10 protein-coding genes and 1 pseudogene are annotated in these 14,497 nt (G+C 55.5%); 8 read left to right on the top strand and 3 right to left on the bottom strand.

Annotation, left to right across the window (positions count from 1 at the left end):
• Positions 1 to 243: 243 nt before the first annotated feature.
• A complete protein-coding gene (locus BLV20_RS21215; RefSeq protein ID WP_092304426.1) occupies positions 244 to 2,598 on the top strand; it encodes a tetratricopeptide repeat protein in 2,355 nt (784 codons plus the stop codon).
• Positions 2,599 to 2,800: 202 nt separating this feature from the next.
• On the opposite strand, the gene BLV20_RS21210 is transcribed toward BLV20_RS21215, so the two are convergent.
• On the bottom strand, positions 2,801 to 3,190 hold the full coding sequence (locus tag BLV20_RS21210; protein WP_092304425.1) for a DUF4345 domain-containing protein: 390 nt from the start codon (positions 3,188 to 3,190) through the stop codon (positions 2,801 to 2,803).
• 90 nt (positions 3,191 to 3,280) lie between these two features.
• Positions 3,281 to 5,317 carry an alkyl/aryl-sulfatase gene (locus BLV20_RS21205; protein WP_092304424.1) on the bottom strand — a complete coding sequence of 679 codons (2,037 nt, stop codon included), beginning with the start codon at positions 5,315 to 5,317 and terminating at the stop codon, positions 3,281 to 3,283.
• A gap of 169 nt (positions 5,318 to 5,486) precedes the next feature.
• Here BLV20_RS21205 and BLV20_RS21200 point away from each other — a divergent pair, with 169 nt between their 5' ends.
• From BLV20_RS21200 to BLV20_RS21175, 6 genes are all read left to right on the top strand, one after another.
• Positions 5,487 to 6,446: a LysR family transcriptional regulator gene (locus tag BLV20_RS21200; protein ID WP_092304423.1), complete on the top strand. Its 960-nt coding sequence runs from the start codon at positions 5,487 to 5,489 to the stop codon at positions 6,444 to 6,446.
• 162 nt (positions 6,447 to 6,608) lie between these two features.
• Positions 6,609 to 7,409 (top strand): PaaX family transcriptional regulator C-terminal domain-containing protein, encoded by an 801-nt coding sequence (locus BLV20_RS21195; RefSeq protein ID WP_175540241.1) that lies wholly within the window; start codon positions 6,609 to 6,611, stop codon positions 7,407 to 7,409.
• Between the two features lie 45 nt (positions 7,410 to 7,454).
• Positions 7,455 to 8,450, top strand: coding sequence for a fatty acid desaturase family protein (locus BLV20_RS21190; protein WP_092304422.1), 996 nt, complete (start codon positions 7,455 to 7,457; stop codon positions 8,448 to 8,450).
• 117 nt (positions 8,451 to 8,567) lie between these two features.
• Positions 8,568 to 9,017 (top strand): hypothetical protein, encoded by a 450-nt coding sequence (locus BLV20_RS21185; RefSeq protein WP_092304421.1) that lies wholly within the window; start codon positions 8,568 to 8,570, stop codon positions 9,015 to 9,017.
• A gap of 325 nt (positions 9,018 to 9,342) precedes the next feature.
• Positions 9,343 to 11,001: an arylsulfatase gene (locus BLV20_RS21180; protein WP_092304420.1), complete on the top strand. Its 1,659-nt coding sequence runs from the start codon at positions 9,343 to 9,345 to the stop codon at positions 10,999 to 11,001.
• Between the two features lie 139 nt (positions 11,002 to 11,140).
• Positions 11,141 to 12,148, top strand: a complete 1,008-nt coding sequence (locus BLV20_RS21175; RefSeq protein ID WP_092304419.1) for an HAD family hydrolase — start codon at positions 11,141 to 11,143, stop codon at positions 12,146 to 12,148.
• Between the two features lie 56 nt (positions 12,149 to 12,204).
• Here BLV20_RS21175 and BLV20_RS21170 read toward each other — a convergent pair.
• Positions 12,205 to 12,988 (bottom strand): annotated as a pseudogene (locus BLV20_RS21170) (transporter).
• A gap of 232 nt (positions 12,989 to 13,220) precedes the next feature.
• On the opposite strand from BLV20_RS21170, the gene BLV20_RS21165 reads away from it, so the two are divergent.
• Positions 13,221 to 14,489 (top strand): OmpP1/FadL family transporter, encoded by a 1,269-nt coding sequence (locus BLV20_RS21165; RefSeq protein ID WP_092304455.1) that lies wholly within the window; start codon positions 13,221 to 13,223, stop codon positions 14,487 to 14,489.
• Positions 14,490 to 14,497 lie beyond the last annotated feature (8 nt).

Genomic DNA, 14,497 nt, shown 5'->3' with positions numbered 1-14,497 from the left:
TGAGGCAAAGGAAGCCAACTGGCTGCCCGCGCCGAATGACCCTATCTACCTAGTAATGCGTTTGTGCTGGCCCTTAGACACGCCTCCTTCGATCCTGCCACACGGCGACGGAAACGTGGCAGCCCCAAGGGTCGAGTAGCGAATTAGCGATGTACTCGTTCCCTTGGCTTCGTTGTGCCCCCGAATTTTCTTCACGATTGACGCGCACTTGACGGCAAACGCACCTGGACCATGGAAATCGCAATGCCGAAACATAAAAATAATGCAGCAACCCCACACCCTGATCCGCCACCGCCCCTGATTAACCGTTACCTGTTTCCCGTCACCATCGGTGTGTTGCTGGTGGCTGTAGCGGCGATCGGCTGGTTTCTGCTGCGCAGCACCCCATCGCCAATCAAAACCGTGCCACTCAGCACCCCGGTCGTTCAGCAGGCCACGCCGCAACCTGTCGCCGTGGCACCAGCGAAGATGGTCGACGAACAACAATGCCAGGGCTGCCACAGCGAGCAGACGAAGCATTGGCAAGGCTCCCATCATCAATTGGCGATGCAGCAAGCCAGTGCCGAGACGATGCTGGGCGACTTCAATAACGTCTCGTTTAAGGCGGAAAACGAAACCACACGTTTCTCGCGTAAGGACGACGATTTCTGGGTCAACACCCCTGGCATAGACGGCAAGAATGCTGACTTCAAAGTGGCCTACACCTTTGGCATCGCGCCGTTGCAGCAATACCTGATCGAGCTCGGTGACGGTCGCTTGCAAGCACTGGGCGTGGCCTGGGATACCGAGAAAAACCGCTGGTTCCACCTCTATCCGGGCCAGGGAGTGAATTTCAAGAGTCCGCTGCACTGGAGCAAGCCGAGCCAGAACGCCAACTTCATGTGCGTCGAGTGCCACACCACTGGCTACAAGCGCAATTTCGACGCGGCAAAAAATGCGTTCGACAGTCAGTGGAACAGCCTCGGTGTCGGTTGTCAGGCGTGCCATGGTCCTGCATCGAATCACCTGGAATGGACAGCGAAAAAAACTGATTTGATCCACGCCGGTTTTGCCGTCGACCTCAAGGACAAGGAGGCCACCGTCGAGATCGAAACTTGTGCCCGCTGCCATTCGCGCCGCGCACCGCTGGACGACGGCTACACCGTTGGCCAACGCTTGATGGACGACTACTTGCCGAGCCCCCTGACCCGCGAGCTGTATGCGCTGGACGGCAAGATCAAGGATGAAGTGTTCGAACACGGCTCCTTCGCCCAAAGCAAAATGTTCGACAAGGGCGTGCGTTGCAGCAACTGCCACAATCCCCACAGCACCGAACTCAAGGCACCGGGCAACGGCGTCTGCCTGCAATGCCACAACACCGCCGGCAAGACCTCGGTGGCGGGTGTCGATGGCAAGGGCCTCCAGGCGAAGAACTACAATTCCATCGAACACACCCGCCACACCCAAGGACAGCCAGGCTCCCAGTGCGTGGATTGCCACATGCACGGCAAGTTCTACATGGGCAACGACTTCCGGCATGACCACAGCTTCAGCATTCCCAACCCGGAGCGGGCGAAAAAACTTGGCACGCCGGATGCTTGCCTGACCTGTCACCAAGGCAAGGCCGGGGATAAGGTCACCGAGCAATTCAAACTGTGGAACAGCGCCACCCCGTTGCAGGCGCCACGTTACGACGAAAGCCTGTGGCTGATTCGCAACGGCCAGCCCGGTGCCGCGCAGGCCTTGTACGAGCAGCTGCAGCGCAGCAACCTGCCGGCGATCCAGCGTGCGACCTTGCTTGCGGAATTGCCGCTGTACCCGAGCGAACAGGCGTTGAAGCTCGCCACCAAGGACTTAAGTAACCCGGCGCCGCAAGTGCGTGAAAGTGCGGTGCGGGCGATCAGCGCGTTCCTGCCACCCCCGGAACGTGCGCCGCTGCTGACGCCGTTGCTGGGTGATCCGGTGAAGGCGGTGCGCATCGTTGCGGCTCGGGATCTGCTGAGCGTGGCCCGTAACGGATTGGGCAATGCCCAGGCAGACTGGAATGCGGCCATCACCGAGTACGAAGCGGTGCAGATGAGCCTGGCCGAACGCGCCGAAGCCAACCTCAACATGGCCATGCTCTACCAGGCCAGCGGTCGCAGCGGCGAAGTCGAAGCGCTGCTGCGCACGGCCCTTAAGCGTGACCCGGATTTCTACCCGGCACTGGTGACGCTGGTGCAATGGCTGGAAGCGGGCGGACGCAGCCAAGAAGCTCAGGCGCTGCTCGCGCAAAGCCTGAAAGAACACCCGGAGGCCGCCCTGCTGCAACATACCCAGGGTTTGTCGCTGGTGCGTGCGGGTAAAACGGATCAAGCCATGCCGGCTCTGCGCAAAGCCGCGCAACTGGAACCCGATAACGCCCAATACGGTTACGTCCTGGCCGTAGCACTGCATGACAGCGGCAACGTTGAGGCGGCATGTGAGGAATTGGAAAGGCTGTTGAAGGTGCAGCCCGCGAACCGCAACGCGCGGCAGGCGTTGATCCATTACTACCTCAAAGGCGGGCAGGAACCGAAGGCGCAGATGCTCTTGCAGGGCTGGAAGAAAATGAACATGGATGATCCATCGTTGAAATGATCCGTCGCGTCTGGAGCAGCTGCCGAGCAGGGAAAACATGCATATGGCGAATCGATGCGCGCCGGTATGTTGTTTTATTCAACCACTGAATTGCATGCCCCAATACTGGAGCATCGCTCACTGGCGTTCCGCACTTTGCCCACTGCATCCTGGCCCCTGGCTCTTTGAGGGATAACAGCTCAAATTTACGTTGTGCGCGGGTTTATTCGCTGTCGCGAAGTCGCAACAGCCAATAGGCGAACGGTATGACCGCCAACTCTATCCCCGCATAGATTTGAAGGAGTATCGAGGGCAATCCATCAATCATGAAGCTAATTAAGCGACCAAGAAAAAGACCACTGCAAAAAATCAGAACCGTAAAGATGGCGGTTTTGTGTAGTTTCGGTTGGAAGGCACAGACCAGCCAGAATGTACCTAACGCGAGGTACAGGCACATTACAGCGCGGAGAATGTGAGCGATGTTGATGTCGAGTACCTCCATACCTAAAAATGTAAGGGCGAACCACGTTGGGCTTACACCGTAGATCAGCGCAATGCTGCCTACGGTGAGGAATGAGATGATCAGAAAATATTTTCTCAGTGCATCTTTCATGAAAATCCTTTGCAGATGTTGAATGGGCGCGTCCGAGCAACGGGCGCGCCAAGGTTACTGGCACTCAGCGGGATTAAGCACGCAGTTCACCTACTGCTTTGTACCTGGCAGTAGTTCAAAGTCCGGGGTAAACGGCGTCATGGCGGCCATCAGCAGTTCGAACGGTTTGTGATTGCCGGTGAAGCTAGCCTTGCCGTCCTTGACGAGCTGATCGAAGCTGGTTTTTCTCGCCATCACGCCTTCAAGCGCAGAGCGATTGAGAGTGATGGTCAGGTCGGCGTTTTTGGCCTGCTGTCCCTTGATGCTGGTCAGTGTGGAATTGCTCAACTCCACTACGAATTGTTCTCCATTGTCCGGCGTCTTGAGATTCAGGATGAAGTGTTGATCCGCGACTTTGCTGCCATCCAGGCTGATGCCGAGGTATTCCAGCCACAACTCCGTGCTCATGGCGCGGATAAGGTCTGGCCCGGTGGATTTTGGCGGCACCCCTTTGGGCATGCCATGGCGTAATTCATACGCTGCAGCGAGGAAGCTGTTGCGCACCCCGGCACTTTCCTTCTGATAGCCGACCTGCTCATAGACATCCGCAAGCAGATCCTTGGCCTTGCTGTTCTGTGGTTCTGCATAGACCAGCTTATTGAGGATTTCATAGGCTTCACGGTATTTGCCTTGATCAAACAGGGATTTCCCCTTGGTCATGATCTTGTCTGCGCCGCCCATCATTTCTACATACAGCGGCGCCGAATCTTTCGGAGACAGCGGCATCAGCGTCGCCGGGTTGGCATCCCAGTAACCCAGGTAGCGGTTGATCACGGCGCGGCTATTGTGCTCTTCCGAACCGTGGTAGCTATGGGTCGCCCAATTGTTTTTTAGGCTTTCGGGCAACTTGTAGACGTTTTGAATCTCGTTGATGGTGACGCCCTGGTTGGCGGCGTGCAGTACGGCATTGTTCAGGTTGGCGTAGGCATCGCGTTGCGCGCGCATGACATCCTGAATGCGCTCATTGCCCCAACGTGGCCAACTGTGCGCCGCGAACATGACGTCGGCCTGTTGTCCGTAACGATACAAGGCGTTATTGATGTTCTTCGACCAGACCAGTGGATCACGGACCAGGGCACCACGCAGCGTGTAAATATTATGGATAGTGCCGGTAATATTTTCGGCGGCCCAGAATGCCTTGAATTGCGGGAACCAGGTATTCATCTCCGCCGGCGCTTCGGTGCCGGGTGTGCTTTGAAACTCCATTTCAACACCGTCGATGGTCAGGGTCTCGAAATCTTTCGCGATATAGCGATTGGGCTCAATCAGCCCCGTGTTGCCAATGGAGGCATTTTTACCAATGGCCATGTCGACATGGCCATACGGGCTGTGCGGCAACATCACACCATATTGGAAGAACGCGCGCCGGTTCATGGCATTGCCAGCGTAGACGTTTTCAGCCAGGGCATGTTCCATAAAACCAGTCGGTGCTATCAGCGGGACCTTGCCGCTGCGCACATCAACTTCATCGACCACTCCGCGGATACCACCGAAATGGTCGGCATGGGAGTGAGAGATCACTACCGCTACGACCGGGCGCTGGCCGAGTTTTTCATTGATGAAATCCAAGGCAGCCTTGGCAGTTTCCTTCGACATCAGGGTGTCGAACACAATCCAGCCCGTATCGCCCTTGATGAAGGTGATGTTGGCCAGGTCAAACCCGCGCACTTGGTAGATCTTCTCCGGAACTACCTCATACAGACCGAAGGCCATGTTGAGTACCGCCTGGCGTTGCAGGGACGGATTGATACTGTCGTAGTCCTTGCCTTCCAGCAGGAAGTTATAGCTGCCCATGTTCCAGGCGACATTCCCGGCCTCGGCCATGATCTTGTTGTAGGACGGTGCAGCGATGAAGCCTTTTTTCGCTTCTTCAAAATCGCGCTTGTCCGCAAACGGAAGAGCCTTGCGCAAACCATTTTGCATCTCGATCGTGTAAGGCGAAGGCGCTTTGCCCTTGCTGTCGAAATGCGCATTTTGTGTTGAGGCTGGATCAGAACTTAAGCCGTTTGCATCGGCAGCAAAAATGGCCGGGCTGACGCCACTGCCAAGGGTGATTGCCAGGGCCAGATGAAGGGTCTTGTTGTACATGAAAGGGTTCCTGCGCCAAAGGGTGTGCCAATGAGCGTCAATGCCGTTGATTGCGCACGGTGCCTGTTTTGTGCGTCGTCAGCTTGACCCGTCAGGCCATGAATAGCATATTCAGTTAATTCCGAAAAATTCCGCTTTTTATATTTTTCGATAACATAAAGGTTATGATATGACACCACGCCGCTTACATCAGTTTTTGGCATTGATTGAACATGCGCACTTTGGTCGGGCAGCAAAAGCGTTGGGGGTTTCCCAGCCGGCACTGAGCAAAAGCATCCAATTGCTGGAGACCGAGCTCGGGGTCACGCTGTTCGACCGACGCACAGAAGGCGTCGTGTTGACTGCGTTTGGTCATTTGCTTCGGGAAAAAAGCCAGCGCCTGTTAGTGGCCGAGGAGGACCTGCGGCGGGACATCGCCTTGCTGGCGGGAGGAGAAATCGGAGCCCTCAGGGTCGCTCTGGGTCCCTACCCCAGCATCACCAGCGGTTATGCCAGCATCGCGCGATTGCATGCCCGGCATCCGCAAATCAAGGTCACTGCACATGTCGCCGGATGGCGTGAAGTTGCTCATCAGGTCGCCACAGGTGCAGTGGATCTGGGGATCGCCGAAATCAGTACGTTGCAAGGCAGGGAAGAGTTCACCTGTGAGCTGTTGGGGGAGCATGAGGGTCGTCTGTTTTGCCGTCCCGGCCACCCGCTGCTGTCGCAACATCGTTCACTGACGTTGGCACAAACGCTCGATTACCCCTGGGTGGCCTCGCGCATTCCGCTGCGGCTGGCAACCCATTTGCTCCCGGCAACGTTGGGCTGTGCCGGCGCTTATGACGCGGTGACGGGCGATTTTATACCGGCAATCGAAATAGACGTGCCGATGCAAATCATTCGATTCGTCGAGAACAGTAATGCCCTGACTTTAGGGAATTTATCGACTTTTGAGCAGGAAATCATGGCGGGAGAAATCGTACCGTTACCCATCCATGACCTCGCACTGCGCACCCGTTACGGCTTCATCTACCTGAAAGATCGCTCACTGCCACCTGCGGTAGAGGTTTACATGAGGGAAGTGAGGGCCGTGGAAGAAGAAAACTGTCAGCGGGAAAGTCTTCTCGCCCAGATGAGGACAAAGTGAATCCAGCGGTACACCTGGCAAAGGACATCACCCGACAGCCGCTATAACTTGCTGCACCTCTCCCCACACCGCCCTTGATCATTACGTAATTAATATTGTATTTGCCGATTGTGTAATGTTACCAATCGAGCTAAACCCCATCCAAAAGCGTAATGACTTGGTATGACTATGAAACCTTGCGTAAAAAGCCTGGTGCTCGAACTGCTGGTCGCTAAAAACGGCATTCCCTTGCAGGTCAGGGAAGCCATTGCCGCGTGTGAGCTATTCGGAATCAGTGAAAACAACGTCCGAGTCACCCTGGCGCGGCTCACTATCGAAGCACTACTTGAAGGTGCGGGGCGCGGAAGTTATCAGCTGGGACCACAGGCCAAGGACATTTCGACGCAGTTGTTTGGGTGGCGTAGCGTGGAGCAGCATCTACGGTCGTGGGACGGTAGTTATCTGATGGTCGCGTGCAACGCCTTGGGACGCAGTGACCGCAACATATTGCGCCAGCGTGAACGTTCGTTGCACATGATGGGTTTCGCGGAACTGGACAAGGACCTGTATGTCCGCCCGAACAATGTCGAGCCTGATGTCGAGTCGTTGCGCCGACGCTTGATCGACCTCGGCCTGGAGCCGGCCGCATTGGTTTTCCAGGCCACGGGTTTCGAAGATACGCAGGTACAGCGAATACAAGGCCTGTGGAATGGCGAGTTGCTTAACGACAGCTATCGCCGCAATTGCCAGCAATTGGAGAGCTGGACACTGCGCGCCGAGCAACTGAGGCTCGATGCGGCCGCACGCGAGTCTTTCATCCTCGGCCGCGAAGCCATCCGCCAGATTGTCTTCGATCCCCTGCTGCCGGAACCCTTGGTCGATGTGGCGCTGCGCACTGAACTCTTTGCCTGTACCAAACGTTTCGTGGATCAGGGTCACCAGATCTGGCGCACCTTTTTGCAACAGCCCTTAAGACTCAACTGACTCATCACCCAGGCTGGCTACAGGCCTTTGATGTAGAGGATAGACATGCATAACAAGACTAAGATCAGCGATATTCTCAGCCGAGATGAAATCAAATCTTTTAGCGAACGCTCAGACTGCTGGGGCGCCTGGGCGGTGGGTTCTACCTGGGGTGTGCTGGCCTTGACCTTTATGGGTCTGGCCTGGGCCCGCGAACTCTTACCCTGGTGGGGATTTAGCCTCGCGCTGATCGCAGGTGTCGTCATTATTGCCGGACGCCAGTTGTGCTTTGGGATTTTGCAGCACGACGCCGCGCACGGAACTTTGTTCAAGACCAAATGGTGCAATGATGTACTGGTCGATTGGTTGTGCGCCCGGCCGATCTGGAATGTGCTGCGCAAGTACCGTCCCTATCATCTGACCCATCACGCCAAAACCTCTACCGTCGACGATCCCGATCTCCGTCTTGTGGCGGGGCTGCCTACGACTCGCCGCTCATTGATGCGTAAGTGTTTGCGTGATCTTTCTGGTGTCACCGGCCTCAAGTTCCTGGTGGGACGATTGCTGATGGACGCCGGCGTACTGCAATGGTCGCTGACCAGCGACATCCGGCGCCTGCCACAGGAAGGTCGTCATTGGTGGGACTACCCGCGGACTTTCTTCAGAAACGCAAGCGGTATGCTGCTCACCAACGGCCTGCTCTTTGCTGCGTTCTGGATAAGCGGGAATACTTGGTTATACGGCGTTTGGGTGCTGGCCTATATCGCACCGTTTCCGCTGTTCATCCGCATTCGCTCCATGGCGGAACATGCCTGTCTGGAATCAAGCCCAGACGTACTTCGCAGTACTCGTACTACACAGGCTGGTTTGATCGCCCGCGCTTGCGTGGCGCCTATTCGGGTCAACTTTCACATTGAGCATCATCTAATGGCGTCAGTGCCGTATTTTCGCCTGCCACAATTGCATGCGCTTTTGCGCGACCGTGGCATCGTACCGAAACCACCCACTTACTTGCAGGTGCTCCGGCAGTTGAGCGTTCGGGCTCAAAAGACTGATCGATAAACCAGGGTTTTCAGGAATTTGGGGGGCTATAAAAGTAGATGCTCATGAGTGCAACGCTATTAATGAGCTATACCCAATAGTCCCCCACCGCACTTCTTCCAATATTGAAGGTTGGCAATGAAACCCTGCTCCCCCCTGGCTACGCTGTTTCTCACCGCGATCCTCTTTGGCTGCACCAGCTCATCAAACCATTCAATGAACCTTCCTCTGGCAGCGACTCACAAAAATTCGGGGCATGTTGCCACTACCACGTTGACCGGCGTAGGCAATCAAACTAACTTTGACTTCAACGTTACAGGCGTTCCCATCGGAACCATCATGCCTCCGCGCTTGTACACGTTCATCAATAATGGCAGTTGCCAGCAACCAGGACCAGCCGCCTACGCAATGAACGACAAGGTCGACACTCAATCCGCCACTGGTGCCGGTGGTTGGAGCTTTTACAGAAGCGCACCGATAACAATGCCAGATCTGCTCTCGGGTAATTATTCAGTTGTCGTGCGAACCTCACCCGAAGATGGCAACGTCGATATTTTTTGCGGTGATATAGCACAAGCAACTCGATGACGCTGCTTAGTTTATTTGGAAATAGAACCCCCACCCTATCCAGTGATTGCAGTGCGGTTTATTGGATTAATAGTGGGTGTACATACAGTTTGTAACTCTGGCTTTACATGCTGCCCCAAAAACATTACGAGCGACATGTTCAACCGAAAAAAACCGCACTAGACTCCTTCTGTGTCTTAACCCGTGTAAGGGTCAGACAATAAGAAAAAATGATTCTATACGCACTAACTGGGCGAACTACTCGGTGGTCAATGCACTAAGGATCGATGTTGATGTGCGCTCATCACCCGGTTGCTAACACCATGAAACAACGAGGAATCCTGGTATGGACCAGCTATCGGATCGTTTCAAGTTATCTGTCGTGTTTGCTGCACTATTGTCATTGAACGGACTGGCCCATGCGGCTCAAACGGAAAAGGCCAACATCCTGTTTATCGTCTCCGACGATACCGGCTACGGTGACCTTGGCCCCTACGGAGGCGGGATCGGTCGAGGTATGCCTACGCCGAGCATCGATGAGCTGGCGGCAGAGGGAGTCACTTTTTATTCTTTTTATGCCCAGCCAAGCTGCACGCCTGGTCGAGCGGCCATGCAAACCGGACGTATCCCTAATCGTAGCGGCATGACCACCGTGGCCATGCAGGGCCAGGGTGGTGGTTTACCAGCGGCAGAGTGGACCTTGGCCTCGGTGCTGAAAACCGGGGGGTACGACACCTATTTCACCGGTAAATGGCACTTGGGCGAAGCGGATTATGCCTTGCCCAATGCGCAGGGCTACGACGTGATGAAATACGTCGGCTTGTACCATCTCAATGCCTACACCTATGCCGACCCCGAATGGTTCCCCGACATGGACCCGGAAACCCGCGCGATGTTTACCAAGGTGACCAAAGGCGCGATGTCCGGCAAGGCAGGTGAAAAACCGATCGAAGAATTCAAGGTCAATGGCCAGTACGTGGACACTCCTGTCGTGGATGGCAAGCCCGGTGTGGTCGGTATCCCCTTCTTTGACAACTATGTCGAAAAAGCCGCACTGGAGTTTCTCGATACAGCGGCCAAATCGGACAAGCCGTTTTTTATTAACGTCAACTTCATGAAGGTGCACCAGCCCAACATGCCTGCACCGGAGTTCGTTCATAAGTCCATGTCTAAATCCAAGTACGCCGACTCCGTGGTCGAACTGGATACCCGCATAGGTCGCATCATGGACAAACTCAAGGCGCTTGGGATGGATAAAAACACCTTGGTGGTTTACACCACTGACAACGGTGCCTGGCAGGACGTCTATCCGGATGCCGGCTACACACCGTTCCGCGGGACCAAGGGCACGGTGCGTGAAGGCGGTAACCGGGTTCCGGCGATTGCGGTCTGGCCAGAGAAAATCAAACCAGACACAAAAAACCACGAGATTCTTGGCGGCTTGGATTTGATGGCGACGTTCGCCTCTGTTGCTGGCGTAAAGCTGCCTGAGAAAGATCGCGAGGGTCAGCCGATTATCTTCGACAGTTACGACATGACCCCCGTGCTCACCGGCACTGCCCCTTCCCCACGCAAAGAGTGGTTCTACTTTACCGAGAACGAATTGACCCCGGGTGCGGCCCGCGTCGGAAACTATAAGGCCGTGTTCAACCTGCGCGGTGATGATGGCGCGCATACCGGTGGTCTGGCGGTGGACGCTAACCTGGGGTGGAAAGGCGCAGAAAAATATGTGGCCACCGTGCCGCAAGTCTTTGACTTGTGGCAAGACCCGCAAGAGCGCTATGACCTCTTCATGACCACCTTTACGGAGCGCACTTGGACAATGGTGCCGATCACAGCCGCGATCATGAAGCTGATGAAAACCTACGTCGAATACCCACCGCGAAAACTGCAAAGTATGGGTTATGACGGACCTATCACGCTGTCGCAGTATCAGAAATTTCAATCCGTGCGTGAGGCTCTGAAGCAAGAGGGCGTCAACTTGCCGATGCCTGTTGGCAACTGATCAATCAGCCGAAAATTGGCGACCTCATCAAAGGTCGCCACTTCGCAGCTTGAAGTTGGCGAGTATCCAACACGCGTGAAAAATTAAGCAGTGGATATTTAAGAATTCACCTTCTCGCCCGGTTCTAGGGGAGTAATCCATGAACAACATTTCATTGGGTCGTCCGGCAATGCATTGGCTCTTGCTTGTCTTGTTGTGGCCGCTGCTACTGCAAGCGGCCGAACCCTTACCCTCTTGGCGTGAGGGCTCTTCCAAACAAGCCATTGTCGAATTCGTGCACGCCGTGACGGCCGATGGTTCCAAGGATTTTGTATCACCGGCTGAACGCATTGCAGTGTTCGATAACGACGGCACGCTGTGGAGCGAACAGCCCATGTATTTTCAGATGCTGTTCGCCCTTGAAGAGGTCAAACGCCTGGCACCACAGCATCCTGAATGGCAACAACAGCAGCCGTTCAAGGCAGTTCTGGAAAACGACCAGAAAACGTTGGCTGGCAGTGGTATGGAGGGATTGATGAAGATCATCGATGCCACCCATACCGAGATCAGTACTCAAGCCTTTTTGGCCAATGTCCGCACATGGCTCGCAAAGTCCGTGCATCCCAAAACCCATAAACCCTACACTGAAATGGTCTACCAGCCGATGCTGGAATTGCTCGCCTACTTGCGAGCCAACGGTTTCAGAACCTACATCGTTTCTGGGGGCGAAGTGGAGTTCATGCGCGCCTGGACGGAGGAAGTGTATGGCGTTCCACCGGAGCAGGTCATCGGGACGACCTTCACCGCTGAGTATCAATATAACGCCGGCAAGCCGGTGATCATGCGCATGCCTAAGCTCGCTCATAACGACGATGGCCCAGGTAAACCCGTGAGTATTGACGCGGTTATAGGCCGCCGGCCGATCTTCGCTTTTGGTAACTCCGATGGTGATCAGCAAATGTTGCAATGGACCGCTGCGGGCGATGGCAAACGCTTCATGGGACTTGTGCATCACACCGACGCGCAGCGTGAGTGGGCGTATGACCGGGAGTCGAAGATTGGCAAGTTGGACAAGGCGCTGGATGAAGCTTTGGCGCAGAAGTGGACGGTGGTTGATATGGCGAAAGAGTGGGTGAAAATCTACCCTTTTGATACTGCGGCGCCATGAAACCTATCGCCTCTACCGCTTCACTGCGGCTTGGGCTCTGACGATTGTGGTTGGACTTACTTGGGAAACAACAGCGTGAATGCCACCCGAGATCCCCAGCCCTCGGCGCCGTCTTTCGGGCTGTCAACCCAGTAGCGAGGACCTGCTTGCAGGCTCATTGGTTGATGACCCACTTTGAACAACTGGGTGACGGAGAGATTGATCGGTACTGACCATTCGCGGGTTTGCCAGTCGTAGGTGGATTCGGTGTTGATGCCGTAGGTGGTGTAGGTGTGGGTGGTGTAACTAAAGAACGGCTGCAGAAAGGTTTGGTTGATTTTGTCTTTGTCATCGGGCGGGCTGTTTTCCAGCGACCAGATGTGGTTGGCCAGAATGCCGCGGGTCCAGCCATTACTTTGTTTGAGGGCGACCACAGTGGGGCCCGCCCCCCATTGTTCAGTGCTCAACAGGTCATCGCTGCCGGTTGGCACCAGAATCGCCGGCCCCGCCCCCAAAATCCAGTCGCCTGCGGTTGGGTGCTTGGGTGAAAAAAGAAGCTTTGAGTAATATCACCGATACCGACTTATTGGCCTGCCCACCGGGAACAAGGCCATGTTGGTCGATAATCGGCAGGATAGTCCGGGAAATAAGATTCAACTCATCGTTCAGGCTGAATGGCAGCACGGGCTGGATATTGGTGACGCTTTGATAGCCCTCGCCACTGGGGCCAAGTTTCTGGTTCCAGTTGTATTGAATGGGCAGGCTGTAGAGCGCAGCAACCGGATTTAGTGCCTGTTTGGCCAGCTCGGCCTGGCTATCAGCGGCAAGACCGATCATGGGCCAAATCACTGTCAAGGCCATAGGTGTCGTGAGGAGAATGCGTATTTTCACCAGTAGCTCCTTCTCGTTATCGAGAATATGGACTAAGAATTAAGGGGGGCGTTGGCGAATAAACCGGCCCCAGTCAGCGTAGTTCAGGTTTTCTCGACACAGGCCAATTCGCCTTTAGAAGTGCGTGGGCAACAGGTGGCGAATCCAAGGACAGGAGGCCGCCGGCATCCCTAACTTGGAAACGATGTTTGTCGAGGTTCATATGCAAACCAGAACAACAGCCTTACCCGCCCTTACGCTTCTTGCGCTGTGCTCTCAGCAAACCTGGGCGGGTGGCATCATGCTTTACGAAATCGGCACAGATAACGTTGGCCTGGCCAATGCCGGTGCCGCCGCCCGCGCCCAAGGCCCTTCGACCATCGCCAGTAATCCGGCGGGCATGAGTTACCTGCCAGGCACGCAAATCACCGGCGGTTTGCAGGTCCTTTATGGCGAACTGACCTTTGATCGCGATTCCGATACCAATGTCTCAGGCAGCGGCAGTGGTAACGCTCTCGATCCGATTCCCGGCGGCAGCTTTTTCATCAGCCATGAACTGGATGACCATTGGAGCGTCGGCTTCGGCCAGTACGGCGACTTCGGGCTGGCGGTCAATTACGACAACGAATGGTCAGGGCGTTACTTTGCGCAGAACGCCAGCCTGCTTGGTTTGTCGATGGTGCCGAGCGTGGCGTACCGCTTTAACGAGCAGTGGTCAGTGGGGCTCGGCGTGAGAGCCATGTACGGCATGTTGCAAGCACAGACCGCCATCGACCGCTCGCCGTTCGGGTTCACCGACCGCAGCGACGGGCAGTTTAAGTACAAGGACAATGATTGGGGTTTTGGTGCCCACGCGGGCGTGATTTACGCCCCGCAACTCGGCACACGCATCGGTCTGACTTACACCAGCAAGGTCGACCTAGAATTCGAAGACGGGTTGGACGTCAAGGGCGATGGCCGGTTGCTGGAGCGGGTCAATGGAACCAATACCCAATTGGATATGACGGTGCCGCAAACCGTCACCCTGAGTCTGTTCCAGCAACTCGACCGGCAATGGGCGTTACTGGCGTCGGTCAACTGGCAGGACTGGTCGGAGTTCGGTGACATTGCCGTGCAGGTCGATACCACAGCGCTGGGATCGCAATCAAGAACCGTCGACGCTAACTTCAAGGACACCTGGCATCTCTCTCTCGGCGCGCAATTCCAGGCCACCGAACAACTGTTGTGGAACTTCGGTGTGGCGTATGACAGCAGCGCCGTCTCGGACAGCAATCGTACCTTCACCGTGCCCATGGGTGAATCCTGGCGCATTGCAACGGGGGCCACCTTTGCCCTGGATAAGGACACCGATGTCAACGTTAGCTGGGTCATGGCCTGGCTCGGCGACCAGCCGGTGGATCAGACTAAATCCGTGTCGGGCACTCGAACTTCCGGTCAGTTCGATAACGCCTGGATTCAAGCCTTGACCGGAAACATGACCTGGCGATTCTGAAGTACCGC

It is taken from the genome of Pseudomonas sp. NFIX28, assembly GCF_900107395.1.
Lineage (GTDB): Bacteria > Pseudomonadota > Gammaproteobacteria > Pseudomonadales > Pseudomonadaceae > Aquipseudomonas.
The sequence above is the reverse complement of the archived record's forward strand: the minus strand, read 5'-3'. Positions and strand labels throughout refer to the sequence as shown.

Bases quoted from the DNA above. Each gene is read 5' to 3' on its own strand.
- BLV20_RS21195 (WP_175540241.1), top strand. From the start codon at position 6,609: ATGACTATGAAACCTTGCGTAAAAAGCCTGGTGCTCGAACTGCTGGTC.
- BLV20_RS21205 (WP_092304424.1), bottom strand. From the start codon at position 5,317: ATGTACAACAAGACCCTTCATCTGGCCCTGGCAATCACCCTTGGCAGT.
- BLV20_RS21215 (WP_092304426.1), top strand. From the start codon at position 244: ATGCCGAAACATAAAAATAATGCAGCAACCCCACACCCTGATCCGCCA.
- BLV20_RS21185 (WP_092304421.1), top strand. From the start codon at position 8,568: ATGAAACCCTGCTCCCCCCTGGCTACGCTGTTTCTCACCGCGATCCTC.
- BLV20_RS21175 (WP_092304419.1), top strand. From the start codon at position 11,141: ATGAACAACATTTCATTGGGTCGTCCGGCAATGCATTGGCTCTTGCTT.
- BLV20_RS21200 (WP_092304423.1), top strand. From the start codon at position 5,487: ATGACACCACGCCGCTTACATCAGTTTTTGGCATTGATTGAACATGCG.
- BLV20_RS21190 (WP_092304422.1), top strand. From the start codon at position 7,455: ATGCATAACAAGACTAAGATCAGCGATATTCTCAGCCGAGATGAAATC.
- BLV20_RS21180 (WP_092304420.1), top strand. From the start codon at position 9,343: ATGGACCAGCTATCGGATCGTTTCAAGTTATCTGTCGTGTTTGCTGCA.
- BLV20_RS21210 (WP_092304425.1), bottom strand. From the start codon at position 3,190: ATGAAAGATGCACTGAGAAAATATTTTCTGATCATCTCATTCCTCACC.
- BLV20_RS21165 (WP_092304455.1), top strand. From the start codon at position 13,221: ATGCAAACCAGAACAACAGCCTTACCCGCCCTTACGCTTCTTGCGCTG.